The sequence below is a fragment of the Mycolicibacterium baixiangningiae genome (assembly GCF_016313185.1).
GTDB classification, from domain to species: Bacteria; Actinomycetota; Actinomycetes; order Mycobacteriales; family Mycobacteriaceae; genus Mycobacterium; species Mycobacterium baixiangningiae.
The window spans coordinates 3,599,747-3,626,707 of sequence record NZ_CP066218.1 but is presented as its reverse complement, the minus strand read 5'-3'; the positions used below and the strand labels follow the sequence as shown (position 1 = coordinate 3,626,707).

The following is a 26,961-nucleotide window of genomic DNA, read 5'->3' as shown; positions in this document are numbered from 1 at the left end:
TGATGTGCCCGGAAGTGATCAATCCGGCGCCCCCGTACCATGGGGCCGTGACTTCGACGGTGACGCAGCAGGCGGCCGGTGCGCTGCCGCCGGTGGCGCGCACCTACCAGGTTCGCACCTACGGCTGTCAGATGAACGTGCACGACTCCGAGCGGCTGGCCGGCCTCCTGGAAGCCGCTGGTTACCGGCGCGCAGCCGACGGCTCCGACGCCGACGTGGTGGTCTTCAACACGTGTGCGGTGCGCGAGAACGCCGACAACAAGCTCTACGGCAACCTGTCCCACCTCGCGCCGCGCAAACAGTCCGAACCGCAGATGCAGATCGCCGTCGGCGGTTGCCTGGCCCAGAAGGACCGGGACGCGGTGCTGCGCAAGGCGCCCTGGGTGGACGTGGTGTTCGGCACGCACAACATCGGTGCGCTGCCGACCCTGCTGGAACGCGCTCGCCACAACCGCGTCGCTCAGGTGGAGATCGCCGAAGCTCTTCAGGAGTTCCCGTCGACACTTCCCGCCGCGCGCGAATCCGCGTATGCGGGGTGGGTGTCGATCTCGGTGGGCTGCAACAACACCTGCACGTTCTGCATCGTCCCCGCGCTGCGCGGTAAAGAGGTCGACCGTCGTCCCGGCGACATCCTCGGCGAGATCCAGACCCTGGTCGATCAGGGTGTGCTCGAGGTCACGCTGCTGGGCCAGAACGTCAATGCCTACGGCGTGTCGTTCGCCACGGACGAGCGCTTGCGCGAGGACCCGACGATGTGGTCCGAATCGCGCCGGGACCGTGGCGCATTCGCGAAGCTGCTGCGCGCGTGCGGACGTATCGACGGGCTGGAGCGGGTGCGGTTCACCTCGCCGCATCCCGCGGAGTTCACCGACGACGTGATCGAGGCGATGGCGGATACGGCGAATGTGTGCCCGACCCTGCACATGCCGCTGCAGTCCGGCTCCGACCGGATCCTTCGGGCCATGCGCCGGTCCTACCGCGCCGAGAAGTACCTGTCGATCATCGACCGGGTACGCGCGGCGATCCCCGACGCGGCGATCACCACCGACCTGATCGTCGGCTTCCCCGGCGAGACGGAAGAGGACTTCCAGGCCACGCTCGACGTGGTGGCCGCCTCGCGGTTCGCGAGCGCCTTCACGTTCCAGTACTCCAAGAGGCCTGGCACACCGGCGGCCGACATGCCCGGACAGCTTCCCAAAGCCGTTGTCAGCGAACGTTATCAACGCCTCATCGAGTTGCAGGAGAAGATTTCGCTGGACGAGAACCTGGCCCAGGTGGGACGCACGGTCGAACTGCTGGTGGCCACGGGTGAGGGTCGAAAGGATGCGGCCACGGCGCGGATGTCCGGTCGCGCGCGCGACGGCCGGCTCGTGCACTTCGCCCCCGCCGGCGCCGACATCCGGCCCGGCGACGTCGTCACCACCACGGTGACCGGCGCGGCACCGCACCATCTGATCGCCGACGCCACCCTGCACAGTCACCGCCGCACCCCTGCCGGTGACGCTCACGCGCAGGGACGCCGGCCCCGTACCGGGGTGGGCCTGGGCATGCCGGGTGTCGGGGTGCCCGCACCGGTCCCCGCGACGAGCGGATGTGCGCTGTGAGCACCTCGGGCGGACCGGAGGGTTTCGACTCCTACCGGGGCGACATCGAAGACGTCGAGCGGCGGGTGGCACGCGAATTCGACCCCGGCGCACGCGCTTTGGTGGTCGCCATCCTGGTGTTCGTCGTGCTGCTGTCGTTCGTGCTGCCGCACACCGGCGGTGCCAGGGGTTTCGACGTGCTGGTGGCCACCGACGCCGCGGGCCGCGAAGGCGTGTCGCTGCCGTCGCGGGTGTTTGCCGTGCTGGCGATCGTGTTCTCCGTCGGGTTCTCGATCCTGGCGCTGCTCACCCGCCGGTGGGCCGTCGCCTGGGTGGCGTTGGCGGGATCGGCAGTGGCCAGCGCGATCGGGATGCTCGCCGTGTGGTCGCGGCAGACCGCCGCCGAACCGTATCCGGGGCCCGGCGTCGGACTGGTGATCGGCTGGCTCGCGGTGATCGTGCTCACGTTCCACTGGGCGCGGCTGGTGTGGACGCGCACCGCGGTGCAGTTGGCCGCCGAGGAGGAGCGTCGCCGCCGCGCCGCGGAGACCCACCAGAAGGGTCTGCTGGACTCCTTCGACAACGAAGACAACCGGCGCGACGACCGGCGCGGAGACGGGACCGCCGGCGCTTAGCGCCGCTTACCCACCGCTTGGGCGGCCGCGTCGGCCCACTGCCGCCATTGTTCGGCGCTCGCACGTGCCTGCTCGGCGTCCTTGGTCCGGCCCGCGGCCGCGGCCTTCTCCGCCTGGCGCTCGAACTGCTCGGCACGCACCCGGAACTGATCGGCGCGGGCCTGCGCTCCGGGATCGATTGAGTTCGACGACGCCGCGTCACGGACCCTCTTCTCCACCGCGCGCAGTCGCCGCTCGAATTCGGGGGCCCGCTCCCGGGGCACCTTGCCGATCGCGTCCCACTTGTCACCGATCGCACGGAACGCGCCACGGGCCGCCTCGGCGTTGGAGACGTCGAGGCGTTCAGCCTGGGCCAGCAGCGCCTCCTTGGCAGCGGCATTGGCCTTGAATTCGCTGTCGCGTTCGGCGGTCGCCGCGTTGCGGGCCGAGAAGAACGCATCCTGGGCGGCCTTGAACCGCTGCCACAGGGCGTCGTCCACGTCCTTGGCCGCCCGGCCGGCGGCCTTCCACTCCGCCAGCAGGTCACGGAACACCGCGCTGGTCCCACCCCAGTCGGTGGACCCGGAGAGCGCCTCGGCACGTTCGCACAGCGCCTCCTTGGCCTGGCGCGCGCCCGCGCGGCCCCGGTCCAGGTCGGCGAAGTGCGAGCCGCGGCGCCGATTGAAGGTCTCCCGTGCCGCCGAGTAGCGCTTCCACAGCGCGTCGTCGGTCTTGCGGTCCAGTCCGGTGATCGTGCGCCACTCGTCGAGGATCTCGCGGAGCCGATCGCCCGCGGCCTTCCACTGCGTGGAGTTCGAGGCGAGGTCCTCGGCCTCGACGGCCAGCGCTTCCTTGCGGGCCAACTGCGCGGCGCGCTGCTCGTCACGGCGGGCGCGTTCGGCCTGGGCCTCCTCGTTCGCGTGTTCGGCGATCGCGGCGAGTCGCGCCGCCAGCGAGTCCACGTCACCGAGCACATGCGCGTCCGGCAGGGTCTCGGCCAGCGTGGCGGCGGCGGCCTTGATCTTGCGGGCGTCGCCGACATGGGTGAGCAGCCGCTGTTCGAGCAGCACCACCTCGGTCTGCAGGTCGTCGAAGCGGCGCCCGTAGTGGGTGTAGGCAGCCTCGGGCTCACCGGCCTGCCACGACCCGATGACACGCTCACCGGATGCGGTGATCAGCCAGACGGTGCCGTCGGGATCGACCCGCCCGAACCGGTGGGGGTCGCTGGCGGGCGGTACCGCCAACGCGGGGGCAGGCGTCGGGCGCCCGGGGCGGGGGACCGGGCGCGGTGGTCCCGGTCGGGGCGAGGGCCCCGGTCGGGGCGCCGGCCCCGGCACCGGACTCGGTGTCATCTCGTCGTTGACCTCGGAGGTAGCACCCGGCTCGCTGGTCGTCATGTTCTGTTCCTCGCACCCTCCGCGCGGTGGACCGCGCACTGCCGCGCAACGCGGCGCCCTTGCTATCGGCATGGATCGGTCTGCCTGGCTGTCGAAGCTATTGAAACAGGTCCGCCGGGGGTGTGCGCACACGTTCGGTGCTCCGGTTTGCGGAGCGCATGCCGTGCGGGCACGCTCGTGTCCGCTACGACGACGAGGAGATGCCATGGCCAGGGCGGATATCGCCGCGCTGCTGGCGCTGGGCGCGGCCTTCTTCATCGCGATCGGCGACGTCATCCACCAACGTTCCGCGCACGAGGTCACCGACGAAGCGGTCGGCCACCTCGAGCTGTTCGTCCGGCTGTTGCGCGACCGGCAGTGGTGGCTGGGCAGCATCGTCGCCGCGGCGGGCTTCGGTCTGCAGGCCGCGGCGCTCGGGTTGGGCTCGGTGCTGCTGGTGCAGGCCCTGCTCGTGACGTCGCTGCTTTTCGCGCTGCCGATCAACGCCCGCCTGACCGGGCGCCGGGTGACGCACTGGGAGTGGCTGTGGGCCGCCCTGCTGGCCGGTGCGGTCGCCGTGATCGTCACCGTGGGCAATCCGACCGCAGGACATGCACGGGCGTCCTGGGAGACGTGGACGGTGGTGATCGCGGTGCTGGTCCCACTCCTGGTGGTGGGCGTCGTCGGCGCACGGATCGCCTCGGGTACGACCAGTGCGGTGCTGCTGGCGCTCGTGTCGGGTGCCCTGTGGGGGGTGTTCGCCGTCCTCACCAAGGGGGTCGTGGACCGGCTCGGCGACGGGCTGTGGGCGGTGCTGCAGATGCCGGAGCTCTACGCACTCGCGGTGGTCGCCATCGCGGGCACGGCGTGGCAGCAGGCGTCGTTCCGGTCCGGTGCGCTGACCGCGTCGCTGCCGACGATGACGGTGGCTGAACCGGTGGTCGGCTCGGCACTCGGTGTCTTTGTGCTCGGCGAGACGATGCGCCCCGGTGAGGCCGGCTGGATGACGCTGATCGTCGCGGCCGCGGTGATGGTGCTGGCCACCGCCGCGCTGGCCCGTGGTGAAGCGGCCGGCGCCGAAGCCCGGGCCTCTCTCGCGCATTAGTGCCGGCCACTAGTTTGGTGGCGTGCTCACCGCGATCGCCCTCGTACCGTCCGCGCCGGTGATGGTGCCCGAACTGGCCGGCGGCGCGGCTGACGAGCTGGCGGATCTGCGTGCGGCGGTGGCGCGCTGTGTGCACGGACTGCCGGATCGGTGGGTCGCGGTCGGCGTCGGCCCGTCCGACGAGATGCTCACCCCACCGCGGGTGGGCACGTTCGCCGGCTACGGCGTCGACGTGCGGGTGGCGCTCTCACCCGACGACCTGTCGCCGGACGGCGCGGGCGACCCCGTCGAGATGCCGCTGTGCGCGCTGGCCGCCGGGTGGGTGCGCGGAAGGTTCGCCGCACACGCCGCGGCCGAGGTGCGCGTGTTCTCCGCCGAACACGACCCCGATACTGCGCTGGCCCACGGCAGGCGGCTGCGCGCCCTGATCGACGAGGCCGACGGCGACATCGGCGTACTCGTGGTCGCCGACGGCTGCCACACCCTGACCCCGCCGGCGCCGGGCGGCTACGACCCCGAATCCGTCCCCGTCCAGGCGGCTCTCGACGATGCGCTGGCCACCGGTGCCGCCGCCGCGCTCGGCCGGCTGCCGCGTTCGGTCGTCGGGCGGGTCGCCTATCAGGTGCTGGCCGGGCTGACCGAACCCGCACCCGCCGGCGCCCAGGAGTACTACCGCGGCGCGCCGTACGGCGTCGGCTATTTCGCCGGTCGCTGGACGCCATGAGACCGCTGGCGATCATCGGGCCGACCGGGACGGGGAAGTCGGCGCTGGCCCTGGAGGTGGCCGAACGGGTGGGCGGCGAGATCGTCAACGCCGACGCCATGCAGCTCTACCGCGGAATGGACATCGGCACCGCGAAGCTGCCGCACGCACAGCGCCGTGGCGTGCCGCATCACCAGCTCGACGTGCTCGACGTCACCGAGACCGCGTCCGTCGCGCACTACCAGGCCGACGCCGCCCGCGACGTCGAGTCCATCGCCGCCCGCGGCGCGGTGCCGATCATCGTCGGCGGGTCGATGATGTACGTCCAGGCGCTGCTCGACGACTGGGCGTTTCCCGCCACCGATCCCGCCGTGCGGGGCAGATGGGAGCGGCGCCTGGCCGAGGTCGGGGTGGCGGCACTGCACGGCGAACTGGCCGTGGTGGACCCGGACGCGGCGGCGTCCATCCTGCCGACCGACGGCCGTCGCATCGTGCGCGCGATGGAGGTGGTGGAGTTGACCGGCCGGCCCTTCGCGGCGTCGGCGCCCACGATCGGCGCGCCGCGCTGGGACACCTCGATCATCGGATTGGACTGGGAGACGGCGATTCTCGATGAGCGGTTGGCGGCACGAACCGACACGATGTTCGCCGAGGGGCTGGTCGCGGAGGTGCAGGGCCTGCTGCCCCAGGGCCTGCGTGAAGGGGTGACCGCATCGCGGGCGCTGGGGTATGCCCAGGTGCTCGCCGACCTGGACGCCGGCGGCGACGGGTCGGCAGCGCGGGAACCCACGTTCATCGGCACCCGCCGCTACGTGCGCAGGCAGCGGTCCTGGTTCCGCCGCGACCACCGCGTGCGCTGGCTGGACGGCGCGTCGCCGGACAACGTCGATCACACGCTGCGCACCTGGCGCGCCGTATCCTGACCTGGTGCAGTTCGCCAAGGGACACGGGACGCAGAACGATTTCGTCCTGCTGCCCGACCTCGATGCGCAGGTGGCGCTGACGCCGGCCGCAGTCTCCGCGCTGTGCGACCGTCGCCGCGGACTCGGCGCCGACGGTGTGCTGAGGATCACCACCGCCGGCGCGGCCCAGGCGGCCGGGGTGTTCGAGCGGCTGCCCGAGGGCGTCGAGGCCCGCGACTGGTACATGGACTACCGCAACGCCGACGGATCGATCGCCCAGATGTGCGGTAACGGTGTGCGGGTGTTCGCGCACTACCTGCGCGCGGCCGGTCTGGAGTCCCGCGACGAGTTCGTGGTGGGCTCGCTGGCCGGGCCGCGCCCGGTCGTCCTGCACGGTTTCGACCCGGCACACCGCTCCCGGGCCGACGTGACGGTCGAGATGGGCAAGGTCAACCAGCTCGGCGCCGGGTCGGCGGTCGTCGGCGGCCGAACGTTCACCGGACTCGGCGTCGACGTCGGCAACCCCCACCTGGCCTGCGTCGATGCAACGCTGACCGAGGCGGAGCTAACGGCGCTCGACGTGGCCGCGCCCGTCCGGTTCGACACCGAACAGTTCCCCGACGGAGTCAATGTGGAAGTGCTCACGGCTGCGCGGGATGGCGCGGTGTCGATGCGGGTACATGAACGGGGTGTCGGTGAAACGCGCTCGTGCGGGACGGGAACAGTGGCAGCCGCCGTTGCGGCACTCGCCCATGACGGAGTGGCGGCGGGCACGCTCGACGTCCGGATCCCCGGTGGCGTGGTCACGGTCACGGTCACCGAGACCAGCAGTTTCCTGCGGGGCCCGTCGGAACTCGTCGCCAGCGGAGAACTCGCGGGGGAATGGTGGCAGTCTCATCAGCGTTAATCGAGGTGCATGAAAAGTGATCTCCGTGCGAACCTTGGTTCGCTCATGACGTATCCAGAATTCCCTTCACACGACACTCCCAGCGCGGGCGAACTCGCGCTCGACGACCGCACCGCCCTGCGCCGTGTCGCCGGGTTGTCCACCGAACTCGCCGACGTCACCGAAGTCGAGTACCGCCAACTCCGCCTCGAACGAGTCGTGCTGGTGGGCGTGTGGACCGACGGCAGCGCGGCCGACGCGGAAGCCGGCCTCGCCGAACTCGCCGCCCTGGCCGAGACCGCGGGCTCCGAGGTGCTCGAAGGCGTCGTCCAGCGCCGCGACAAGCCCGACGCCTCGACCTACATCGGCTCCGGCAAGGCGGCCGAACTGCGCGAGATCGTGCTCGCCACCGGCGCCGACACGGTGATCTGCGACGGTGAATTGAGCCCCGCTCAGCTGAATGCCCTGGAGAAGATCGTCAAAGTCAAGGTCATCGACCGGACCGCACTGATCCTCGACATCTTCGCCCAGCACGCCACCAGCCGCGAGGGCAAAGCCCAGGTGTCCCTGGCGCAGATGGAGTACATGCTGCCCCGGCTGCGAGGCTGGGGTGAATCGATGTCGCGACAGGCGGGCGGCCGTGCCGGCGGGGCCGGTGGCGGTGTCGGCACGCGTGGTCCCGGCGAGACGAAGATCGAAACCGACCGCCGCCGCATCCGCGAGCGGATGAGCAAGCTGCGCCGCGAGATCAAGGACATGAAGAAGATCCGCGACACTCAGCGCAGTGGGCGGCGGCGCACCGAGGTTCCGTCGGTGGCGATCGTCGGCTACACCAACGCCGGGAAGTCGAGCCTGCTCAATGCGCTCACCGGCGCGGGTGTGCTGGTCGAGAACGCGTTGTTCGCCACACTCGAACCCACAACGCGCCGCGGCGAATTCGACGACGGGCGGCCCTTCGTGCTGACTGACACCGTCGGGTTCGTGCGTCACCTGCCCACACAGTTGGTCGAGGCGTTCCGCTCGACACTCGAGGAGGTCGGCGACGCCGACCTGCTCGTGCACGTCGTCGACGGTTCGGATGCCAACCCGCTGGCCCAGATCAGCGCGGTCCGTCAGGTGATCAACGAGGTGATCGCCGACCAGAAGGGCAAGCCCGCCCCGGAATTGTTGGTGGTCAACAAGATCGACGCCGCCGACGGGGTGGCGCTGGCGCACCTGCGCGGCGCCCTGCCCGATGCGGTTTTCGTCTCGGCGCGCACCGGCCAAGGCCTCGACCGGCTTTCGGCCCGGATGTCGGAACTGGTGGAGTCCACCGACACCACCGTCGACGTCACCATCCCTTACGACCGCGGCGATCTCGTGGCACGCGTGCACAGCGAGGGGCGCATCGACGCCACCGAACACACCACGGACGGAACGCGGATCAAGGCGCGGGTGCCCGTCGCGCTCGCGGCGGGCCTGCGCGAGTTCGCGACGTACTGATGCGCTAGACTGATCGAGAAGGCCGTACCCATCGTCATCGATGACCACGGCTCGTCGTGGAACGCTTACCATCGCGTCCGGCTCAAGCTCTTCTCGCGGCGATCGATATTGCTGACCGGCAATCTCGCCCACCTGTGTGCCCACACACCGCCCCGGCGGTGTGCCACTCGTCGCGTTGCGGCCGCGGCACACTGATACTGCCCTGAAAGGCATCATCTGCATGACGACTGCACCCTCATTCGCCGACCTCGGTGTACGTGGCCCGTTGCGACGTGTTCTGGAGAACCGCGGCATCGACAGCCCGTTCCCGATCCAGGCCGCGACACTGCCCGACAGCCTGGCCGGCCGTGACGTGCTCGGCCGCGGAAAGACCGGCAGCGGTAAGACGCTGGCGTTCTCCCTGCCCCTGGTGAGCCGGCTTGCCGACTCCAAGCGCCGCTCGTCGCGGCCCTCGGGCCTGGTTCTCGCGCCGACACGTGAGCTCGCCAGCCAGATCACCGCGGTGCTCGAACCTCTCGCCGCCGCATACGATTTGAAGGTCGCCACCATCTTCGGTGGCGTTTCGCAGAATCCGCAGGCCGCCGCGTTGCGGGCCGGGGTCGACATCGTCGTCGCCTGCCCGGGACGGCTGGAAGACCTGATGCGCCAGCGGATCATCCATCTGGACGGGGTCGAGATCACCGTGCTCGACGAAGCCGATCACATGGCCGACCTCGGGTTCCTGCCCGGCGTCACCCGGATCCTGGCGGCCACCCCCGCCGGCGGCCAGCGCCTGCTGTTCTCGGCGACGCTCGACAACGGCGTCGACAAGCTGGTCAACCGGTTCCTGCGTGAGCCCGTCACCCACTCAGTCGACGAGGCCAACGCACCGCCGCCTGCGATGACCCACCACGTCTTCCACGTGGCCGGTGCGTCGGAGAAGAAGGCGCTGGTGCACACCCTGGCTGCGGGCACCGGGCGCCGGATCCTGTTCATGCGCACCAAGCATCAGGCCCGCAAGCTGGCCCGTCAGCTCACCGAGAACGGTGTGCCCTCGGTCGATCTGCACGGCAATCTCTCGCAGAACGCCCGCGAGCGCAACCTCGCCGCGTTCTCCTCAGGCAGCGCCAGGGTGCTGGTGGCGACCGACATCGCCGCCCGTGGTGTGCACGTCGACGAGGTCGAACTCGTCGTGCACGTGGACCCGCCGGTCGAGCACAAGGCCTACCTGCACCGGTCGGGTCGCACCGCACGCGCCGGCAGTGCCGGTGACGTGGTGACCGTCGTGCTGCCGGAGGAGCGCAGGGACACCGCTGCGCTGCTGCGCCGCGCCGGCATCAACGTCGCCCCCCAGCAGGTCGCCGCGACGTCGGAGTCGGTGACCGCGCTGGTCGGTGAGGTTGCGCCGTTCAAGGCGCCCGCACCGCAGACCGTCGAGCAGCCCCGCGTCGCTGGTGGTGACCGGCCCCGTCGCCGGCGCCCCGCACCGCAGGGCCACGGCGAGCGACAGGGGCGGGCTCAGGGCGGCGACGCCGCATCCCGCTCGCGTGGCCCGCGCCGGCGGCCGCAAGCCGCACGCTAGACACACCACAGGTTGAGCACCGTCCCATTCGGGGCGGTGCTCAACCGTTTGCGTTCAGCGCTGCCGGATCACCGGCGGTTGGTGTGCCCGCACCGGCGGCAACGGGCCGGTGAACTTCTCCACAGCCACCAGCACGTGTGCCCCGGTGCTGCCGCGCGCCAGCGACGAGGTGCCCACGTCGTCGGTGAGCACGTTGGGATTGCCGTGCACGCACATCGCGTCGTAGTCCGCGGGGTCCGCCGGATCGAACCAGGCGCCCGTCGGCAGGTGCACGACATCGGGCCGGACGCGGTCGTCGACCACCACACCGGCCAGGCACGCGCCGCGGTCGTTGAACACGCGCACCACGTCGCCGTCGACCACACCGCGCACGGCGGCATCCCGCGGATGCATCCGGATCGCTTCCCGCCCAGCAACTTTGGCGGCCTGACTGGTCGCGCCGCCGTCGAGCTGGCCGTGCAGCCGGGTCGTGGGCTGGTTGGCGATCAGGTGCAGCGGATAGGTGGCGGCGCGCTCGCCGCCGAGCCATTCGGTGGGTTCGAACCACGCGGGATGCCCCGCGCAGTCGGCGTAGCCGAAACCGGCGATGTCACGGGAGAAGATCTCGATCCGGCCGCTCGGGGTCCCGAGCCGGTGGGTCACCGGGTCGGCGCGGAAATCGCCCAGCAGGGTCAGACCCGGTTCGGTGGGAAGCCGAAGGCTGCCGTGGCGCCAGAACTCCTCGAACACCGGCACCGTGAAATCCAGTTCGGCGGACCATTTCTCGTAGAGGTGCGCCAACCACTGCCAGGCGGTACGGCCCTCGGTGAACTGGTCGCCGAAGCCAAGTCTCTTGGCCAGAGCCGCGAACGTCGTGTAGTCGTCACGGCTGTCGGCATACGGTTCGACGAGTTTCGGCATGGCCATCAGCATCGGATCGTTCTTCGACCCCGAGTAGTCGTCGCGTTCGAACGCGGTCGTGGACGGCACCACGATGTCGGCGTGTTTGGCCATCGCGGTCCAGTACGGATCGTGCACCACCACGGTCTCCACCCGCGAGAGCGCCCGCCGCAACCGGGGGATGTTCTGGTGGTGGTGGAAGGGGTTGCCGCCCGCCCAGTACACGCAGCGGATATCGGGGTAGGTCAGCCGCATCCCGTTGAAGTCGAACGGCTCACCGGGGTGCAGCAGCATATCGCTGACCGCGGCGACGGGGATGAACGTGCCCACCGGGTTGAGGCCCTGCGGCAGTCGGGGTAGCCCGCACCGCAGCGGGGGGAGACCCGGTTCGTTCATCGACCCGTACCCGTGGCCGAAACCACCTCCGGGAAGGCCGATCTGCCCCAGCATCGCCGCCAGGGTCAACCCCATCCACGGCGCCTGCTCGCCGTGCCGGACGCGCTGAAGTGACCAACTGACGGTGACGATGGTGCGCCGGGCGGCCATCCGCCGTGCCAGTGCGGCGATCTCGGCGGCGGGTAGGCCGCAGATCGTCGATGCCCACTGCGGGGTCTTCGCGACGCCGTCGTCGGCGCCGAGCAGGTAGCGCTCGAACCGGTCGTAACCGACGCAGTAGGCCTCGAGGAAGTCGCGGTCCGCCAGGCCCTCGGTGGCCAGCACATAGGCCAGTGCCAGCATGATCGCCACATCGGTCCCCGGAACCGGTGCGTGCCATTCGCACTCGCCGTCGACGTCGTCGCGCAACGGGGAGAACGAGACGATACGGCCACCGCGGTCACGGAACCGGCGCAGCGCATCGCGGGCCGGGTGCGCCGTAGTCCCACCGTGATTGGTGCCGGTGTTCTTCAGGGCCAACCCGCCGAAGCACACCAGGAGGTCGGTGTGGGAGACGATGACGTCCCAGTCCGTGGAGCGCTTGAACAGATCGTCGTGAGTGCCCACGACGCGAGGCATGATCACACCCGTCGCGCCGAGGCTGTAGGAGTGCCGCGAAAACGTGTATCCGCCAAGCAGTTTCAAGAATCGGTGCACCTGGCTCTGCGCGTGGTGGAACCGGCCGGCGCTGGCCCACCCGTACGAACCTCCGTAGATGGCCTCGTTTCCGTGAGTGTCGACCACCCGGCGGAGCTCCGCGGCGAGCAACTCGGTCAACTCATCCCACGAGACGGCGACGAATTCGTCGGCCCCGCGCCGCCGGCTCGGTCCGGGACCGTCGTCGAGCCAGCCCCGCCGGATCGCGGGGCCCGTGATGCGCGCGCGGTGCCTGATCGAGCCGGGCAGATTGCCCAGCAATGGGGAGGGATCGTGGTCCCCTGGCAGCGGCGCGGCGGAGGCGATGTCGCCGGAAACGACCTCGGCGGAGAAGCCTCCCCAGTGGGTGAGGCTGGTCGGAACGGGGGCCATGGCGGAAAGTCTAGGGCCGCACGACGTCACACTCCGGTCCGCGAAGCGGGCAGCGGATCGCGTCGCGATACCGCGACGCATCCTCGAAACAGGGGATATGCGTCCACCTCGTGGCCGATTTGTGAGTATTTTCCCCAGAATTGCCTGTCGTGTCCGCGAAATAGACGTCGACTGACACAAGATTGGCTGGCGCGATACTTTCGAGACACTTTCGCGCCGAATACGGGAGGTTCGATGAGCGGGCGGCGAACCCTGCTGCACACGGCGCTGGCGCGCGTGACGGTCGGTCTGGCGGTGGTGGTGGCGGCGGGTCTGTTGTTCGCGCCCGTGGCGGCGGCCGATCCGGCCACCGAGGCCAATGACGCGATCACAGCGGCCTATGACGGCAGCGGCGGTCCCACCGGCCCGCTCGGCGTGCGCGAAGGCGGTGTGTACCCCGCCGGCGACGGATTCGGCCAGAACTTCGCGGCGGGCAAGATGTTCTTCACCCCGGCCACTGGCGCCCACTGGATGCAGGGCGCCGTCCTCGAGAAGTACGAGTCGCTCGGCGGCCCGGCCGACAGTGACCTGGGCTTTCCGACCATCGACGAAGGCCCGGGACGGGTCGGGCCGGACAGCCGCAACGCGACCTTCTCCGCCGCCGACAAGCCGGTGATCTTCTGGACCCCGGCGACGGGTGCGCGGGTCGTGCGCGGTGCGCTCAACGCGGCGTGGGACCGGCTCGGCGGGTCGGCGGGAGTGCTGGGCGTCCCCGCGGAGGACGAGGTGTACCGCGGCGACGTGGTCTCACAGAAGTTCACCGGAGGGCAGCTGTCCTGGAACCGCAGGGACAAGACGTTCACGACGGTTCCGCCGGAGCTCGTCGACCAACTCAAGGATGTGACCATCCCGGAGGACCCGACGTCGGTGATCGCGGCCGCCCGGCGCGCCGCGGGAGGTGCGCTCGGGCCGCTGGGCGCCAAGGACGGGTCGCAATACCCGATCGGCGATGACGGGGCAGGCCAGAACTACGCCGGCGGCAAGATCTTCTACACCCCGCAGACCGGCGCGAACGTCGTCACCGGTCAGGTCCTCGAGAAGTACGAGAGCGTGGGCGGACCGGAAGGCGACCTGGGCTTTCCGACCAACAGCGAAGCCGACGGCGGACTGGGGTCCAACAGCCGGATCAGCACCTTCGCGGCGGAGGACCAGCCGGTCATCTTCTGGACTCCGGACTACGGTGCCGTCATCGTCCGCGGCGCGATGAATGCCGGGTGGTCCAAGCTCGACGGCGCCAATGGCCCGCTCGGCGCACCCGTGGCCGATCAGACCGAGAACGGTGACGTCGTCACCCAGCGATTCAGCGACGGCGTGCTGTCCTACGACCGGTCCACCGGCCGCTTCACCACCGAGCCCGCGAATCTGGCCGTTCAGCTCGCCGGTCTCGAGGTCCCCGGGGAAGAGGTGCCGAAGGCGCCCGCAGATCCGCAGGCCTCGGCCGACGACGACAGCGGCGAGTGGCTCAGCTGGCAGTGGAACTGGTGGTGGCTGCTGGCCCTGATCCCGGTGCTGCTCATCGTCGGGCTGCTGGCGGGTGCGGCGCTGTGGAGGCGACGTCGTGGGCGCGGGGACGACCGCTTCCGCGACGACGAGGATGTCTTCGACCGGGCGCTGTACCAGCAGACGGACCGGCCCGATCCGGGCGGCGCCGAAGATGAGCATCGTCGTTATCCCGACAACTACGGTGAGCCGGTGACCTCCGTCGGCTTCCACGATTCGCCGCCGGACCCCCCGGTGACCGGCAGCCCCTGGGACCTGCGGGACGAATCGGCCGACGAATCGGCCTCGGAGGAGCAGCGCTCGGCGGCGGGCGCCGACGATCTCTTCGGCGGACAGGACGATCCCGACTCGGTCGACACCGCTCCGACGCGCATCGAGAGTCCGCACGGTGAGGATGACCCGCATCCGCAGTCGACGCTGGAAGAGCCCTCGTTGCCGGCGCCCGCGCTGTCGGAACCGTTGGCACCGGACGCGTTCGAACCGGACGCGTTCGAACCGGAGCCTCCCGCATCGGAGGCGTTCGTCGGGGGGGTCTTCATCGACGACGCGCCCAGCGGTCGGCACGCGGCCATCGAGATCGACGAGCCGACCCCCGGCCGCACCGCGATTCATCTGCCCGTCGACGACTCGGGTGCGGCGCCGGCCGGCTACCCGGTGAAGGCGGACACCCGGACGGGTCTGTATTGGGCGCCCGGCAGCCGTGGCTATGACGAAGTGGTCGCCGAGATCTACTTCGCCAGTGAGGAATTCGCGCGGACCAACGGGTTCGTACGCGGCGACTGAGCGGGCGTCAGATCTTGCGGATGACGGTGACGACCTTGCCCAGCACGGCGGCGTCGTTGCCGGGAATGGGTTCGAACGCCGGGTTGTGCGGCATCAGCCACACCTGACCGCGGGTGCGCTTGAAGGTCTTGACCGTGGCTTCGCCGTCGATCATGGCCGCGACGATGTCGCCGTTGTCGGCGACGTTCTGCTGACGCACGACGACCCAGTCGCCGTCGCAGATCGCCGCGTCGACCATCGAGTCACCCACGACCTTGAGCAGGAACAGCGAGCCCTCGCCGACGAGCTCACGCGGCAGGGGGAACACGTCCTCGACCGCTTCCTCCGCCAGGATCGGCCCGCCGGCCGCGATGCGCCCGAGCACTGGCACGTACGTCGGTTCGGGTAGCGCGTCGCTGCCCGCCACGTCGGTGGTGACCACGGGCGTCGCCGGCTCGTCGGACAGCCGGACGTCGACGGCACGCGGCCGGTTCGGGTCACGCCGCAGGTAGCCCTTGCGCTCCAGGGTGCGCAGCTGGTGGGCGACCGACGAGGTCGACGTCAGGCCGACGGCATCGCCGATCTCCCGGATGCTCGGGGGGTATCCGCGACTGGTCACCGAGGACCGGATGACCTCGAGGATGGTGCGTTGTCGTTCGGTCAGGCCGGCGTCTGTGCTCCGGCGCCCGCCGCCTACCCGGGTGTCGCTGCTGTCGTCGCTCATGGGGCCGAATGTAGTCGCCTCCCGCCCGATGATCAAACATGTGTTCGAGGCGTGTCGCGGTCGGGACGGGCAGGTGGTCGTCCGGGGACTTGTCGGGGAACTCGTCGGAGGAACTCGTCGAAATCGACTTGTCGGACCCCTCATTTACCGTCTGCAACAGTTCGATCACACGTTCTATCCATCGAACACCTGATCGACTATATTTCGAACACACAGGCGAACGCCACCTGAAGAAAGGGCACGCACATGACGATCCTCGACGTGAGGGAGACCCAGCAGAATCCGGCTGCCGGCGGCGTCCGCCGGACGTCTGATGCCCGGCGGCCGCGGGCCGGGCGGCCCTCCGGGGCGCCCCTTCGGCACCGGGGCAACGGAGTGCTGATGTCACGCGCCTCGCACCGGCGCCGGCCCATCACACCCGCCACGACGGTGCTGCTGGCCCTGCTGGCCGGCGGCATCACGGTCTGGCTGGGTCTGGTGGCGAACCTGGGTGGTCTGGCGGGACAGCAGGAGTCGGTGCCCGCCGAACTGGCGGTGGTGCAGGTACAGACCGGTGAGAGTTTGCATCAGGTGGCACAGCGGGTCGCTCCCGACGCCCCGGTGAGCGCGGTCGTCGAGCGGATCCGGGAGCTCAACCGGCTGGACTCCGCGGCGCTGGACGCGGGCCAGACGCTGATCGCCCCGGTTGGCTGACGTGCATCGTGGGCAGTGAATCGTGGTGCGGTGCACCGGTGCTGCTCCTCTCGCCGAGTGTGGGCTGGGCGTGGGCCCCGGCCGTCGGCGGTGGCACAGCCGCCCGGGTAGGCTCGGAGAGGTTCGAAGGGCGTACCCGACGGTCTGGCGAAGGAGCGGTGATGCACTGTCCGTTCTGTCGCCATCCCGATTCCCGTGTCGTCGATTCCCGGGAGACCGACGAAGGCCAGGCGATTCGACGCCGCAGGTCCTGCCCGGAGTGCGGCCGACGGTTCACCACGGTGGAGACGGCCGTGCTGGCAGTGGTCAAGCGCAGCGGTGTCACGGAGCCGTTCAGCCGCGAGAAGGTCATCAAGGGCGTGCGCCGGGCCTGTCAGGGCCGCCAGGTCGACGCCGATGCCCTCAACCTGCTCGCCCAGCAGGTCGAGGACGCGGTGCGTGCCACGGGTTCCCCCGAGGTGCCCAGTCACGAGGTCGGGCTGGCGATCCTCGGACCATTACGCGACCTCGACGAGGTGGCGTATCTCCGGTTCGCCTCGGTGTATCGATCCTTCGAATCCGCAGCCGATTTCGAGCGCGAGATCGAAGCGCTGCGGGCACACCGCGACGTCACGACGTCGGGCTGACCGCGGTTCAGCCGTGGCGGTGCCGGCCGTCGCTGACCACGCGGCCGGCGATTCGCACCCAACCCTCGGGGCTCCAGACCGTGTGGATCACCGACCCCTTGCCCTGCACAATCGTCAGGTCACGGCTCAGGTAATCGGTGATGCGCACAGCGGCGGCGCCGGTCGCCTCGTCCTCGGGCACCCCGAGATGGGCGGCGAACATGCGGGCCCTGATGTGTCCGGCCTCGCGATCGGTCCAGGTCCACAGATAGTGCTGGGTGTCGTCGGGATAGTCGGCCGGATCGGCGGCGGCCAACGCCTCGATGGAGTCCAGATCGTGGATCGCGAACTCCGGCGCCCAGTCGGAGCGCGCACTCACGACGGTCACATCCCCCTCGTAGCCGACTTGCACGATTCCCGCCGGAACCTGCAGCGTGCGCACCGGAAGTCCGTTCTCGCGCAGCCACCACGCCGCGCCGACCGTGGGATGACCGGCGAACGGTAGCTCGGTGGCGGGCGTGTAGATCCTGATGTGCGCGGTCGTCGCGCCGCTCCGCGGTATGTCGACGAAAATCGTTTCGCTGTAACCTAATTCGTTGGCGATACGCTGCCGGTCGCCCGAATCGACTGTGGCGGCGTCCACGACGCCCAGCGGGTTGCCGAAATTCCCGTCGGAGTCGGTGAACACGCGCAGCACCTCGACGTCGATGGCCATGGCGCCGATGCTACGTGCTCGGCGGCCGTCGGCGGTCAGGTCGCGCTGCGCTCGTCGCTGCCCATCGCGTCGAGTACCGCGACGCGGGTGTCGACGGATCCGGTGATCGCCGATTCGCTCAGTCCGGTGCGCAGCAACTGGCGCAGGAGTTCCTGATCGTGCGTCGCGGGTTCGGTGGAATCGATGAACCGCTGCACGGTCTCGACGAACTGGTCCGGATCGTCATGGAAGGGGAAGTGCCCGGCGCCCTCGAAGACCTCCAGCCGCGATCCGGGCATGGCGGCGTGCGCCAGCCGGCCGTGACTCACCGGGATCACCGAATCGTGGCTGCCCCAGATCAGCTGCACCGGCACGGATTCGGTGAGGTAACAGCGGTCCAGCATCGTCACCACCTGGCCGCGCCAGTCGACCACCGCGCGCAGGGTCCGCGCGAACGCCGACGACGCGGTCGGTTCGGGCAGATCGGCGAGGATGCGCATCATCTCGGCGAGGTCGCGCCCCATCTTGGTGGTGCCCAGCATGGTGCCCGCGACGCGGCCGGCGACCTGCAGCGCAGGCAACACCATCGGCAGCCGCAGCAGCGCGAGGGCCTCGGTGCCCATCGGCAGCGAGGCGGCGCGCAACGCGATGTTGACGTCCTTGGTGACACCACCGGCGCCGACGAGGATGAGCCGGTCGACGAATTGGGGGAACTGGTAGGCGAATTGCATGGCGACCCCACCGCCCAGGGAGTGGCCGACCACAGTCACCCGGTCGATGTCGAGCACGCTGAGCAGGTCGCGCATCCCGTTCGCGTAGGCGGCGACCGAGTAGTCGGCGCGGGGTTTGTCCGACTTACCGTGTCCGAGCAGGTCGGGTGCGATGACGGTGAACCGCTGGGCGAGTGTGGTCTGGACGGTGCTCCACGTTGTGGAGTTGTCGCCGATGCCGTGGATCAACAGGATCGCCGGACCCTCACCGGCGATGCGGAAGGCCCGCCGGTAGCCGTGGATGGTGCGGTAGTGCAGCGTCGGCGTCACATCCCGCACCGGGCGCAGGTTGGGCGTCCGCTCTGTCATGTCGCCAACCTCGTCCTCTCGGGCCGGGGTCTGCCGGCGGCGTGCGGTCTGTCAGCTACGGTCCTCGCCGTCGGAGAAACCGTCCCGGTACCTGTCCTCTTTGTCCTTCTCGCTCGCCTGCTGAGCGAGGAACCGTTCGAATTCGGCGCCGAGTTCGTCACCGCTGGGGAGGTCTTCGTCGTGCGCGAGCAGCGACCGGTTCTCCTGAGCGGCGACGAACGCATCGTACTGGCGCTCCAGTGCGGTCACCACCTGAGCAACTTCGACGCTGCCCTCGACCTGTTCGTTGATCTTGGTGTACACCTCGGCACCGGCCTCGCCGAGCGCGGCCAGCGGGATCTGCAGTGCGGCGGTCTTGGCGACCTCCGCGAGCAGCGCTTCGGCCGCCGGGGGATAGGCCGTCTGGGACAGATAGTGCGGCACGTACGCGGTGTAGCCGACCACCTCGTGGCCGTGCTGGGCCATCCGGAACTCCAGCAGATTGGACACGCTCGCCGGCACCTGCACCTCGCCCACCCACGGGGTGTGCTCGGCGATCAGCTCTTTGTTGTTGGAGTGCGCGGTCATCGTGACCGGCCGGGTGTGGGGCACCGCCATCGGAATGGAGCCGAGCCCGATGGTCTGGCGGACACCGAGGCGCTCGGCCAGCAGCCGCACCGCGGTGATGAACCGCTCCCAGCGCAGATCCGGCTCCATGCCCGCCAGCAGCAGGAACGGCGTCCCGACGGTGTCGTGCATGGCGTACAGGTTGAGCTCGGGCTCCTCGTAGGCCGAGAAGTGGTCGGTCTTGAACGTCATCAGCGGCCGTCGCGACCGGTAGTCGAGGAGTTCGTCGATGGCGAACGACGCGACCAGTTCGGTGTCGAGGCTGTTCTTGAGATGCGCGGTCGCCAGCCGGACGACATGGCCCGCGTCCGAGAAGCCTTCCAGTGCATGGATCATCACCGGCCCGCGGCCGTCCGCCGCCGACAGCTGCGGAGCGGGGAACTCCAGCTCGTACATCCCGGTCTGCTCGGGCTGATACAGCTGTTCGGGGGTGTCGGGGAGCGGGATGTCCGGGTGCTCGGGGGTGCTCGGGTGCTCTGGTGCTGCCATGTCGGTTCGCCTCCTCGCCGCGGTGTCAACGCCTCTTCAACGTCGCGCCGTGGCCATAAGTGTCGCGCATTTCGAGATGCCCGCCGTCACGGGTACCGCACCCCGGGTCAACACGACCCGGGTGGCGCCGCATTCCACGCGGCATTCCACGTGGCATTCCACGCAGCATGCCCCGTCGGCGCCGGGGCGAACCGAACCTTCAGGAGCGGAACTGGCTCAGCGCCCGAAGCTTGTTCATCACGTCGAGCGCGGCGACCTTGTAGGCCTCCGAAAAGGTCGGGTAGTTGAAGACGGCGTCGACGAGGTACTCGACCGTGCCGCCGCATCCCATCACGGCCTGTCCGATGTGCACCATCTCGGTGGCGTTGGTCCCGAAGATGTGTACGCCGAGCAAACGCAGATCCTCGGTGGACACCAGCAGCTTGAGCATGCCGTAGGAGTCGCCGGCGATCTGCCCCCGGGCCAGTTCGCGGTATCGCGACACCCCCACCTCGTAGGGCACGGAGGCCTTGGTCAGTTCGACCTCCGTCGCTCCGACGTAGGACACCTCCGGAATGGAGTAGATGCCGATCGGCTGGATCTCGGTCATCCCCTTGGCCGGTTCGCCGAACGCGTGGTAGGCCGCGAGCCGGCCCTGATCCATCGACGTCGCGGCCAGCGCCGGGAACCCGATCACGTCGCCGACGGCGTAGATGTGGTCGACCTTGGTGCGGTAGTTGTCGTCGACGAAGATCCGGCCGCGGTTGTCGGCCTCCAGACCGGCGTTCTCCAGGTCGAGGTGATCGGTCTGGCCCTGCCGGCCCGCCGAGTACATGACGGTCTCGGCGGGGATCTGCTTGCCGCTGGCCAGCGTGGTGACCGTGCCTGCCGAGCCGACGTCCACAGCGGTGACCTCCTCGCCGAAGCGGAACGTGACGGCCAGGTCGCGCAGATGGAACCGCAGCGCCTCGACGACCTCGGGATCGCAGAAGTCGAGCATCGCGTCGCGCTTCTCGACCACGGTCACCTTCGTGCCCAGGGCGGCGAACATCGACGCGTACTCGATGCCGATCACCCCGGCACCCACCACCACCATCGACGACGGGATGATCTTCAGGTCCAGGATCCCGTCTGAGTCCAGCACCCGGTCCTCGTCGAACTCGATGCCGGCGGGACGGGCCGGTTTGGTGCCGGTCGCGATCACGACGTAGCGGCCGCTGACGGTGATGCGCTCGGCGCGGTTGGGATCATCCACCAGCAGCGTGTGCTCGTCGACGAAGCGCGCGTGCCCGGTGTAGAGCTCGATGCGGTTGCGCATCAGCTGCGAGCGCACCACGTCGATCTCCTTGCCGATCACGTGCTGGGTGCGCGCCAGCAGGTCGGCGGGCGTGATCTTGTCCTTGACGCGGTAGCTGGATCCGTACAGTTCCCGCTGGCTCAGGCCGGTCAGGTAGACCACCGCTTCGCGCAAAGTTTTCGATGGAATCGTGCCGGTGTTGACGCACACGCCGCCGAGCATCCGGCCCCGTTCGATCACCGCGACCGACTTGCCGAGCTTGGCCGCGGCAATCGCCGCCTTCTGCCCGCCCGGCCCCGATCCGATCACGACGAGGTCGTATTCCTGCATGGAACCCATGGCAACAAGGTCTACGCCGCAACGGGCGTTCCCGCATGCCGGCCCGCGTCAACAGTTCGTGAACACTCCAGCACCGCGCGCCTGAGCGTCGCGATGGCGCCCCGGTGAGACGATGACCGCGATGAACGGCGTGCTCGTGCGAGGTGTCGCACCAGGTGCCGTGATGCTTGCGTGCGCGTTGCTGTGCGGCTGTGTGCGCACGACCGACGGGACGGCGGCGGTGGACAGCGGGATGCCCGTGGAGCTGGCCGACGTGCTGGTCGAACCGTCCCGGTTCCCCGCGCCGTACCGCGCGGCGGTGCTCGATCCGCAGGCGACCGGTGAGGCCGTCGCCGGTGTCGACGGGGTCCCGCCGGGCGCTGTGGTCGGCCCGGCCGGATGCGCACCGTCGCCGGTGGGCACGGGACCCCGCAACGCGGTCGCCGCACAGGGGGTCGACTCCGACACCGGTGCCGCGCTGACCGTGATCCTCACCCGCACCGGAACGGCGCTGGCCGATCGTCGCGCCCAGCTCGACCGCTGCCCGTCGGTCACCGCCACGGCCGGCGAGGTGATGACCAGCGTCGAGACCGTCCTGCTGCCCGCCCCGCCGGTTGATGCCGACGACTCCCTGGCCAGCGAGGCCACGATCCGCCGGTCCACCGAGCCGCCGGTGCGGGTGCTCACCCTGAGCGCCCAGATCGACGATGTGCGGCTGACCGCCGCGTGGCTCAACAACGACGGCGGCTCGGCTCCGGACACCTCGGCGCTCGACGTCCTGTTCACCGACGCGCTGAGCAGTGTGCGCCGTGGCGCGCGGTGACAGGCGGTCTCCCCAGCGGGGAATTCATCCCCAGATGAGGTCTGCGGAGGCGTAACAGCGGTCGGGCTGACGGGGTGTGCGGCCACTGTTCGAGGCATGACGACATCGCATTACTCCGGATTCGAACTCGACCGCCCGGGCTCGCTGATCGCTGCCGTGCCCGCCGTCCTGGGCTTCGTGCCCGAGATGTCCCTGGTACTGCTCACCATGGACCGTGGCGATCTCGGATGTGTCCTGCGGATCGATCTGTCCGAGGACATGTCCGAGCAGGTCGCCCACCTCGCCGAAGTGGCCGCTGCCGCGCAACCCGAGGGCGCGGTCGCCGTGGTCGTCGACGAACACGGTGCGGGCTGCCACCCCTGCAACGACGACTACCGCGAGCTCGCCGAACTGCTGATGGAGGAACTGGCCTCCTGGGGCATCGACCTGCTCGGCGCCCACGTCGTCGACCGTGTCGCGGCGGGCGGGCGCTGGCACTGCGCGGACGGGTGCGGCCGTGGCGGTGTGATCGAGGATCCCTCGGCGTCGCCGCTGGCGGTGGCCGCGGTACTCGACGGGCGCCGGCTCTACACCGGCCGTGCCGAACTCCAGGCGGTGATCGCGGCCGACCCGCTGCGCAGTGCGGCGTTGGCGGACGCGGTCGCGGCGACCGCCCAGCGCTGCTCGCCGATGTCGGACGCCGAGGCCTGCGCGGCGATCGGCGAGGCGCGGGCCGCGGCAGCGCATGTCGCCGACGGGGGGCAGCTGGCCGACGAGGTCGCGGTGCGGGTGGGCTGCGCCCTGCGGGACGTACGCGTGCGCGACACGCTGTTCGCGCTCGCAGTGGGGGAGGACGCCGACCGGGCCGAGGCGCTGTGGGTGTCGCTGGCCCGCATCCTGCCCGCGCCGTGGCGCACGGAGGCGCTGGTGCTGCTGGCGTACTCCGCCTACGCGCGTGGAGATGGTCCGCTGGCCGGGGTGTCGCTGGACGCCGCCCTGCGCATCGATCCGGTCCACCGGATGGCGAGCATGCTGGATCAGGCGCTGCAGTCGGGGATGCGTCCGGAGCAGATCCGGGAACTGGCCGTCACCGGTTACCGGCTGGCCGAGCAGTTGGGTGTGCGGTTGCCGCGGCGCCGGCAGATACGGCGACGCGCGGGTTAGACCTTCTCGACCTTGACCGCGTGGGCCATGTGGTGCGGCAACTCGACCTGTTCGTGGCCCGGGATGACGATGTTCACGCCGCCGTGGTGGGCGGACTCGACGGTGACGCGTGCGTTGGGCACGACACCGGCATCCTTGAGCCGGGCGATGAGGTCGGCGTCGCCCTGCACGTGTTCGGTCAGCTGGCGGACCACGACCGCGACGGGCATGCCGGCCGGCAGTTCGGTGAGCCGCACGAGGTTGACCGCTTCGGTCCGCGACTCCGACCGGTCGAGGCCGAGTTCGGACAGACCGGGGATCGGGTTGCCGAAGGGGGAGGTGGTCGGATTGTCGAGCACCTGGACGAGACGCCGTTCGACGTCCTCGCTCATCACGTGCTCCCAGCGGCAGGCTTCGGCGTGTACTTCCTCCCACGGCAGGCCGATCACGTCGACCAGCAGGCGCTCGGCGAGCCGGTGCTTACGCATGACGGCAATGGCCAGCGCACGACCCTTTTCGGTCAACTCCAGATGCCGGTCACCGGCAACCTGGAGCAGCCCGTCGCGCTCCATGCGCGACACCGTCTGGCTCACCGTCGGACCGCTTTGGTCGAGGCGCTCGGCGATGCGCGCACGCAGCGGCACCACGCCCTCTTCCTCGAGGTCGTAAATGGTGCGCAGGTACATCTCAGTGGTATCGACCAGATCGTTCATTCGGCGCCTCTCAAGACCTCTGTCGTGGTCGAGTCTACCGGTTGAGCCGCTTCATCCGCGGGCTTCATCGGTGACGACACACTCACCCGTTGTGGGGTTGACGACAATGTGCCCGCCGGGGTGACCCGGCGGGCACATTGACTGTTCGATGGGGTGTGGTTCAGCTCGCGTAGGAGCGCAACCGGTCGGCGCGTTCGCCATTGCGCAGCTTGGACATCACTTCGCGCTCGATCTGGCGGACCCGCTCGCGCGACAGCCCGAAGAGCTTGCCGATCTGGTCGAGCGTGCGGGGCTGGCCGTCGTCGAGACCGAAGCGGAGCCGGATCACCTGCTGCTCACGCTCGTCGAGGGTGGCGAGCACGTGCCGGATGTCGGTGTGCAGCAGCTCCGAGATGACCGCGTTCTCGGCGGACATCGCCTCGGCGTCCTCGATGAAGTCCCCGAGGGGCGCCTCTTCGTCGCTACCGACGGGCATGTCCAGGCTCACCGGGTCCCGGCTGTGCTCGAGCAGATCGGCGATCTTCTCGGCGGGGATGCCCGACTCCTCGGCAAGTTCCTCGTCGGTGGCCTCGCGGCCGAGGTTCTGGTGCATCTCGCGCTTGATCCGGGCCAGCTTGTTGACCTGTTCGACGAGGTGGACCGGGAGCCGGATGGTGCGGCTCTGGTCGGCCATCCCGCGGGTGATGGCCTGACGGATCCACCACGTCGCGTACGTCGAGAACTTGAAGCCCTTGGTGTAGTCGAACTTCTCCATCGCGCGGATCAGACCCAGGTTCCCCTCCTGGATCAGGTCCAGCAGTGGCATTCCGCGACCCGTGTACCGCTTGGCCAGCGACACCACCAGGCGCAGGTTGGCCTCCAGCAGATGACGCCGCGCGGCCTCACCGTCACGTACCACCGAAGCCAGATCGCGCTTGCGGGCCTCGCCGAGCCGCTTCTTGGTGCTCAACAGGTGCTGGGCGTAGAGCCCCGCCTCGATGCGCTTGGCCAGCTCGACTTCGTCCGCGGCGTTCAGCAGGGCCGTTTTGCCGATGCCGTTTAGGTACACGCGCACCAGGTCAGCGGCCGGGCTCTGAGCGTCCAGATCGCTATCGAAACGGCTTGTGGTGGCATTTGCCATGACGGCCTCCTGATCAGCTCGGTCTGTCATGAGCTTCAACGTTCAAGTGCCGTGAGTAGTTCCCACGTATCGCCTGTCTCACACGTCTTGATCAGCGCTTTTTCGGTGACGACCTGAGAATGTGCTGAGAATGGCCGATCGCGACGGTCAGCGTGGAGGGTCGACGTCCTCGCCCTCGATGTCCGGTTGCGGTGCGGGCCGGACGGGGTACTCGAGCGCGGGACGTTCTGCGGTGGGGAACAGCGGGATTCGCCGATTGCGGTCGAAACGCCGGGGCTCCTCGGCGCGCCGGGGAGGCCGGTCGTTGGCGATCAGGACGGCCATCCACGGCAACGGAATCGACAACACGATGATTCCCAGCGAGAGGAGACCGTTCTCCCAGATGCTGTAGGCAACCGCCGCCAGGATGAGGGCGGGAATGCGAAACGACATCAGCGTCAGGTACTTCCGGACGCGGGCACGGTGCTGCTCCTCGTACGCCGGAGCAGCACGGGTGATCAGAACTGGCTGACCCTCGTCGTCGAAACTCAGCTCGGGGCCGTGTTTCATACCTCCACTGTTCCACACCTCGGGTCCGGTGTGCCCGCCGCATTTCTTACCGACTGATTGCCGGGCACAATGTATGCATGCAGACGCAGACGATCGAGCGCACCGACACCGACGAACGTGTCGATGACGGGACGGACAACGACACTCCCAAGTTCTTCCACTACGTCAAGAAGGACAAGATCGCCGAAAGCGCCGTGATGGGAACGCACGTCGTCGCGCTGTGCGGTGAGGTGTTCCCGGTGACGAAGTCGGCCAAGCCTGGTTCTCCGGTCTGCCCCGACTGCAAGCGGATATTCGAAGCGCTCAAGACGTAGCCGGCTCGTCCGATGTGCCCGGCGCCGCGGCGGACGTGGAGCCCGGGCCGGAGGCGGCTTTGCCCTCCAGCCACCCCCTCACCCGCCGGGCGTGGGTGCTCGGCGCCGGCCACTGTTCTTCGATGGCGGCGTTGAGTTCGGCGCCGATCATGATCGCGAAGCCGAGGAAGAACGCGAACAACAGGAACGCGATAGGCGTCGCCAGCGCGCCGTAGGTGTAGCCGGTGCTGGTGATCCATGTGAGGTACACCCGCAGCCCCAGCGTGGTGACCAGGAAGACCACCGTCGCCAGCACCGACCCCAGGATCAGGCGGTGTGTCGGCAGTGGTTTGGGCAGTGACACCCGGTAGAGGATGTTCATCGCGACCATCAGGCCGACGAAGAGCGTGGGCCAGTAGCCGAACCCCAGCACGCCGTCCCAGTCGTCGGGGATGAACTCGGCGATCTTGCGGGGGCCCAGCACGAGCAGCGGCGCAGTCGCGATCGCGAGCACCAGCATGATCACGTACAGCCCCAGCGCGTAGAAGCGCTGCCGCACCGGATGCCGCAGGGGCGTCTGGTCGTGGGCCTCCACGATCGAGTCGACGAACGCCGAGATCGCCGACGAGCCCGCCCACAGCGAGATCACGAAGCCCAGCGACACCACCTCGCCGCGCGCACCCTTGACGATGTCGCGCACCGTCGGCTCGATGATCTCGTTGACGACGTTCGACGAGAAGAAGCTGTCCGCCGTCTTGATCAGCTGGTTCTCGATCGCCGGCAGGACATCCGGACCGAACACCGGCGCGATGTAGGCCAGGCTGCCGAGCATGCCCAGCAACAGCGGCGGCAACGACAGCGCGCACCAGAACGCCGCCTGGGCCGACTCAGAGAAGATCGAGTCGTCCCAACTCTTCGACAGAGTGCGGACAACGATATGGCGAACGTGGTGGCGGGACGGCTTTACCGGCGGGCGCTGGTCGGTCATGACCAGACCAGCA

At 69.4% G+C, this 26,961-nt stretch carries 25 protein-coding genes; 14 read left to right on the top strand and 11 right to left on the bottom strand.

Annotated elements, in window-relative coordinates:
- Positions 1–2 precede the first annotated feature (2 nt).
- Both miaB and I7X18_RS17010 read left to right on the top strand, forming a co-directional pair.
- A complete protein-coding gene (miaB, locus tag I7X18_RS17015) occupies positions 3–1,604 on the top strand; it encodes a tRNA (N6-isopentenyl adenosine(37)-C2)-methylthiotransferase MiaB (RefSeq protein WP_404822694.1) in 1,602 nt (533 codons plus the stop codon).
- Positions 1,592–2,218, top strand: a complete 627-nt coding sequence (locus I7X18_RS17010; protein ID WP_193043236.1) for an Rv2732c family membrane protein — start codon at positions 1,592–1,594, stop codon at positions 2,216–2,218. Before miaB ends, I7X18_RS17010 begins: the two co-directional genes overlap by 13 nt.
- Here I7X18_RS17010 and I7X18_RS17005 read toward each other — a convergent pair.
- On the bottom strand, positions 2,215–3,594 hold the full coding sequence (locus I7X18_RS17005) for a DUF349 domain-containing protein (protein ID WP_193043235.1): 1,380 nt from the start codon (positions 3,592–3,594) through the stop codon (positions 2,215–2,217). The genes I7X18_RS17010 and I7X18_RS17005 overlap by 4 nt on opposite strands.
- Positions 3,595–3,799: 205 nt before the next feature.
- On the opposite strand from I7X18_RS17005, the gene I7X18_RS17000 reads away from it, so the two are divergent.
- The 6 genes from I7X18_RS17000 (at position 3,800) to I7X18_RS16975 (ending at position 10,212) form a co-directional block, all read left to right on the top strand.
- Positions 3,800–4,678 carry a DMT family transporter gene (locus I7X18_RS17000; protein ID WP_193043234.1) on the top strand — a complete coding sequence of 293 codons (879 nt, stop codon included), beginning with the start codon at positions 3,800–3,802 and terminating at the stop codon, positions 4,676–4,678.
- A 22-nt stretch (positions 4,679–4,700) separates the two neighbouring features.
- On the top strand, positions 4,701–5,402 hold the full coding sequence (locus I7X18_RS16995; protein ID WP_193043233.1) for a class III extradiol ring-cleavage dioxygenase family protein: 702 nt from the start codon (positions 4,701–4,703) through the stop codon (positions 5,400–5,402).
- Entirely contained in the window at positions 5,399–6,304 is a 906-nt protein-coding gene (gene miaA / locus I7X18_RS16990; RefSeq protein ID WP_193043232.1) for a tRNA (adenosine(37)-N6)-dimethylallyltransferase MiaA, read from the top strand. The genes I7X18_RS16995 and miaA overlap by 4 nt, the downstream gene beginning before the upstream one ends.
- Before the next feature lie 4 nt (positions 6,305–6,308).
- Entirely contained in the window at positions 6,309–7,190 is an 882-nt protein-coding gene (gene dapF, locus I7X18_RS16985) for a diaminopimelate epimerase (protein ID WP_193043231.1), read from the top strand.
- A 45-nt stretch (positions 7,191–7,235) separates the two neighbouring features.
- A complete protein-coding gene (gene hflX / locus I7X18_RS16980; RefSeq protein ID WP_197373595.1) occupies positions 7,236–8,651 on the top strand; it encodes a GTPase HflX in 1,416 nt (471 codons plus the stop codon).
- 220 nt (positions 8,652–8,871) lie between these two features.
- Positions 8,872–10,212, top strand: a complete 1,341-nt coding sequence (locus I7X18_RS16975) for a DEAD/DEAH box helicase (RefSeq protein WP_193043229.1) — start codon at positions 8,872–8,874, stop codon at positions 10,210–10,212.
- Positions 10,213–10,266: 54 nt separating this feature from the next.
- On the opposite strand, the gene I7X18_RS16970 is transcribed toward I7X18_RS16975, so the two are convergent.
- Complete coding sequence (locus tag I7X18_RS16970; RefSeq protein WP_193043228.1) at positions 10,267–12,555, bottom strand: molybdopterin-dependent oxidoreductase; 2,289 nt, start codon at positions 12,553–12,555, stop codon at positions 10,267–10,269.
- A gap of 234 nt (positions 12,556–12,789) precedes the next feature.
- Between I7X18_RS16970 and I7X18_RS16965 the strand changes: the two genes are divergently transcribed.
- Entirely contained in the window at positions 12,790–14,877 is a 2,088-nt protein-coding gene (locus I7X18_RS16965) for an LGFP repeat-containing protein (RefSeq protein WP_193043227.1), read from the top strand.
- A 7-nt stretch (positions 14,878–14,884) separates the two neighbouring features.
- Here I7X18_RS16965 and lexA read toward each other — a convergent pair whose 3' ends face one another.
- Entirely contained in the window at positions 14,885–15,580 is a 696-nt protein-coding gene (gene lexA / locus I7X18_RS16960; protein ID WP_193043226.1) for a transcriptional repressor LexA, read from the bottom strand.
- Between the two features lie 246 nt (positions 15,581–15,826).
- Here lexA and I7X18_RS16955 point away from each other — a divergent pair, with 246 nt between their 5' ends.
- Together I7X18_RS16955 and nrdR are read left to right on the top strand one after the other, a co-directional pair.
- Positions 15,827–16,273: a LysM peptidoglycan-binding domain-containing protein gene (locus I7X18_RS16955; protein ID WP_193043225.1), complete on the top strand. Its 447-nt coding sequence runs from the start codon at positions 15,827–15,829 to the stop codon at positions 16,271–16,273.
- A 161-nt stretch (positions 16,274–16,434) separates the two neighbouring features.
- Positions 16,435–16,899 carry a transcriptional regulator NrdR gene (nrdR, locus tag I7X18_RS16950; protein WP_193043224.1) on the top strand — a complete coding sequence of 155 codons (465 nt, stop codon included), beginning with the start codon at positions 16,435–16,437 and terminating at the stop codon, positions 16,897–16,899.
- 7 nt (positions 16,900–16,906) lie between these two features.
- Here the strand turns inward: nrdR and I7X18_RS16945 are convergent, their stop codons facing one another.
- The 4 genes from I7X18_RS16945 to sthA all read right to left on the bottom strand — a co-directional run bounded on the left by I7X18_RS16945 (position 16,907) and on the right by sthA (position 21,352).
- Positions 16,907–17,593, bottom strand: coding sequence for a PhzF family protein (locus I7X18_RS16945; RefSeq protein WP_193043223.1), 687 nt, complete (start codon positions 17,591–17,593; stop codon positions 16,907–16,909).
- A 35-nt stretch (positions 17,594–17,628) separates the two neighbouring features.
- On the bottom strand, positions 17,629–18,651 hold the full coding sequence (locus I7X18_RS16940) for an alpha/beta fold hydrolase (RefSeq protein ID WP_193043222.1): 1,023 nt from the start codon (positions 18,649–18,651) through the stop codon (positions 17,629–17,631).
- A 51-nt stretch (positions 18,652–18,702) separates the two neighbouring features.
- Positions 18,703–19,746, bottom strand: coding sequence for a proteasome assembly chaperone family protein (locus I7X18_RS16935; RefSeq protein WP_193043221.1), 1,044 nt, complete (start codon positions 19,744–19,746; stop codon positions 18,703–18,705).
- Positions 19,747–19,945: 199 nt separating this feature from the next.
- Positions 19,946–21,352: a Si-specific NAD(P)(+) transhydrogenase gene (gene sthA / locus I7X18_RS16930; protein WP_193043958.1), complete on the bottom strand. Its 1,407-nt coding sequence runs from the start codon at positions 21,350–21,352 to the stop codon at positions 19,946–19,948.
- A 130-nt stretch (positions 21,353–21,482) separates the two neighbouring features.
- Between sthA and I7X18_RS16925 the strand changes: the two genes are divergently transcribed.
- Positions 21,483–22,163: a hypothetical protein gene (locus tag I7X18_RS16925; RefSeq protein WP_226862580.1), complete on the top strand. Its 681-nt coding sequence runs from the start codon at positions 21,483–21,485 to the stop codon at positions 22,161–22,163.
- A 96-nt stretch (positions 22,164–22,259) separates the two neighbouring features.
- On the top strand, positions 22,260–23,306 hold the full coding sequence (locus I7X18_RS16920) for a DUF4192 domain-containing protein (RefSeq protein WP_193043219.1): 1,047 nt from the start codon (positions 22,260–22,262) through the stop codon (positions 23,304–23,306).
- Here the strand turns inward: I7X18_RS16920 and I7X18_RS16915 are convergent.
- The 3 genes from I7X18_RS16915 to I7X18_RS16905 all read right to left on the bottom strand — a co-directional run bounded on the left by I7X18_RS16915 (position 23,303) and on the right by I7X18_RS16905 (position 25,667).
- Positions 23,303–23,998 (bottom strand): iron-dependent transcriptional repressor DtxR, encoded by a 696-nt coding sequence (locus I7X18_RS16915; RefSeq protein ID WP_193043218.1) that lies wholly within the window; start codon positions 23,996–23,998, stop codon positions 23,303–23,305. The two genes, I7X18_RS16920 and I7X18_RS16915, sit on opposite strands and share 4 nt — an antisense overlap.
- Positions 23,999–24,158: 160 nt before the next feature.
- Entirely contained in the window at positions 24,159–25,118 is a 960-nt protein-coding gene (gene sigB, locus I7X18_RS16910; protein ID WP_193043217.1) for a sigma-70 family RNA polymerase sigma factor SigB, read from the bottom strand.
- Between the two features lie 147 nt (positions 25,119–25,265).
- Positions 25,266–25,667: a DUF3099 domain-containing protein gene (locus I7X18_RS16905; RefSeq protein ID WP_193043216.1), complete on the bottom strand. Its 402-nt coding sequence runs from the start codon at positions 25,665–25,667 to the stop codon at positions 25,266–25,268.
- 77 nt (positions 25,668–25,744) lie between these two features.
- Between I7X18_RS16905 and I7X18_RS16900 the strand changes: the two genes are divergently transcribed.
- Positions 25,745–25,981: a DUF3039 domain-containing protein gene (locus I7X18_RS16900; protein ID WP_193043215.1), complete on the top strand. Its 237-nt coding sequence runs from the start codon at positions 25,745–25,747 to the stop codon at positions 25,979–25,981.
- Here the strand turns inward: I7X18_RS16900 and I7X18_RS16895 are convergent.
- On the bottom strand, positions 25,971–26,948 hold the full coding sequence (locus I7X18_RS16895) for a YihY/virulence factor BrkB family protein (protein ID WP_193043214.1): 978 nt from the start codon (positions 26,946–26,948) through the stop codon (positions 25,971–25,973). The genes I7X18_RS16900 and I7X18_RS16895 overlap by 11 nt on opposite strands.
- Between the last annotated feature and the right edge of the window lie 13 nt (positions 26,949–26,961).

Bases quoted from the DNA above. Each gene is read 5' to 3' on its own strand.
- I7X18_RS16945 (WP_193043223.1), bottom strand. From the start codon at position 17,593: ATGGCCATCGACGTCGAGGTGCTGCGCGTGTTCACCGACTCCGACGGG.
- I7X18_RS17010 (WP_193043236.1), top strand. From the start codon at position 1,592: ATGTGCGCTGTGAGCACCTCGGGCGGACCGGAGGGTTTCGACTCCTAC.
- I7X18_RS16965 (WP_193043227.1), top strand. From the start codon at position 12,790: ATGAGCGGGCGGCGAACCCTGCTGCACACGGCGCTGGCGCGCGTGACG.
- sigB (WP_193043217.1), bottom strand. From the start codon at position 25,118: ATGGCAAATGCCACCACAAGCCGTTTCGATAGCGATCTGGACGCTCAG.
- I7X18_RS16895 (WP_193043214.1), bottom strand. From the start codon at position 26,948: ATGACCGACCAGCGCCCGCCGGTAAAGCCGTCCCGCCACCACGTTCGC.
- I7X18_RS16935 (WP_193043221.1), bottom strand. From the start codon at position 19,746: ATGGCAGCACCAGAGCACCCGAGCACCCCCGAGCACCCGGACATCCCG.
- I7X18_RS16920 (WP_193043219.1), top strand. From the start codon at position 22,260: ATGACGACATCGCATTACTCCGGATTCGAACTCGACCGCCCGGGCTCG.
- hflX (WP_197373595.1), top strand. From the start codon at position 7,236: ATGACGTATCCAGAATTCCCTTCACACGACACTCCCAGCGCGGGCGAA.
- I7X18_RS17005 (WP_193043235.1), bottom strand. From the start codon at position 3,594: ATGACGACCAGCGAGCCGGGTGCTACCTCCGAGGTCAACGACGAGATG.
- I7X18_RS16915 (WP_193043218.1), bottom strand. From the start codon at position 23,998: ATGAACGATCTGGTCGATACCACTGAGATGTACCTGCGCACCATTTAC.
- I7X18_RS16925 (WP_226862580.1), top strand. From the start codon at position 21,483: ATGAACGGCGTGCTCGTGCGAGGTGTCGCACCAGGTGCCGTGATGCTT.
- miaA (WP_193043232.1), top strand. From the start codon at position 5,399: ATGAGACCGCTGGCGATCATCGGGCCGACCGGGACGGGGAAGTCGGCG.
- I7X18_RS16975 (WP_193043229.1), top strand. From the start codon at position 8,872: ATGACGACTGCACCCTCATTCGCCGACCTCGGTGTACGTGGCCCGTTG.
- I7X18_RS16900 (WP_193043215.1), top strand. From the start codon at position 25,745: ATGCAGACGCAGACGATCGAGCGCACCGACACCGACGAACGTGTCGAT.
- miaB (WP_404822694.1), top strand. From the start codon at position 3: ATGTGCCCGGAAGTGATCAATCCGGCGCCCCCGTACCATGGGGCCGTG.
- I7X18_RS16970 (WP_193043228.1), bottom strand. From the start codon at position 12,555: ATGGCCCCCGTTCCGACCAGCCTCACCCACTGGGGAGGCTTCTCCGCC.
- I7X18_RS17000 (WP_193043234.1), top strand. From the start codon at position 3,800: ATGGCCAGGGCGGATATCGCCGCGCTGCTGGCGCTGGGCGCGGCCTTC.
- sthA (WP_193043958.1), bottom strand. From the start codon at position 21,352: ATGCAGGAATACGACCTCGTCGTGATCGGATCGGGGCCGGGCGGGCAG.
- I7X18_RS16905 (WP_193043216.1), bottom strand. From the start codon at position 25,667: ATGAAACACGGCCCCGAGCTGAGTTTCGACGACGAGGGTCAGCCAGTT.
- nrdR (WP_193043224.1), top strand. From the start codon at position 16,435: ATGCACTGTCCGTTCTGTCGCCATCCCGATTCCCGTGTCGTCGATTCC.
- lexA (WP_193043226.1), bottom strand. From the start codon at position 15,580: ATGAGCGACGACAGCAGCGACACCCGGGTAGGCGGCGGGCGCCGGAGC.
- I7X18_RS16940 (WP_193043222.1), bottom strand. From the start codon at position 18,651: ATGACAGAGCGGACGCCCAACCTGCGCCCGGTGCGGGATGTGACGCCG.
- I7X18_RS16955 (WP_193043225.1), top strand. From the start codon at position 15,827: ATGACGATCCTCGACGTGAGGGAGACCCAGCAGAATCCGGCTGCCGGC.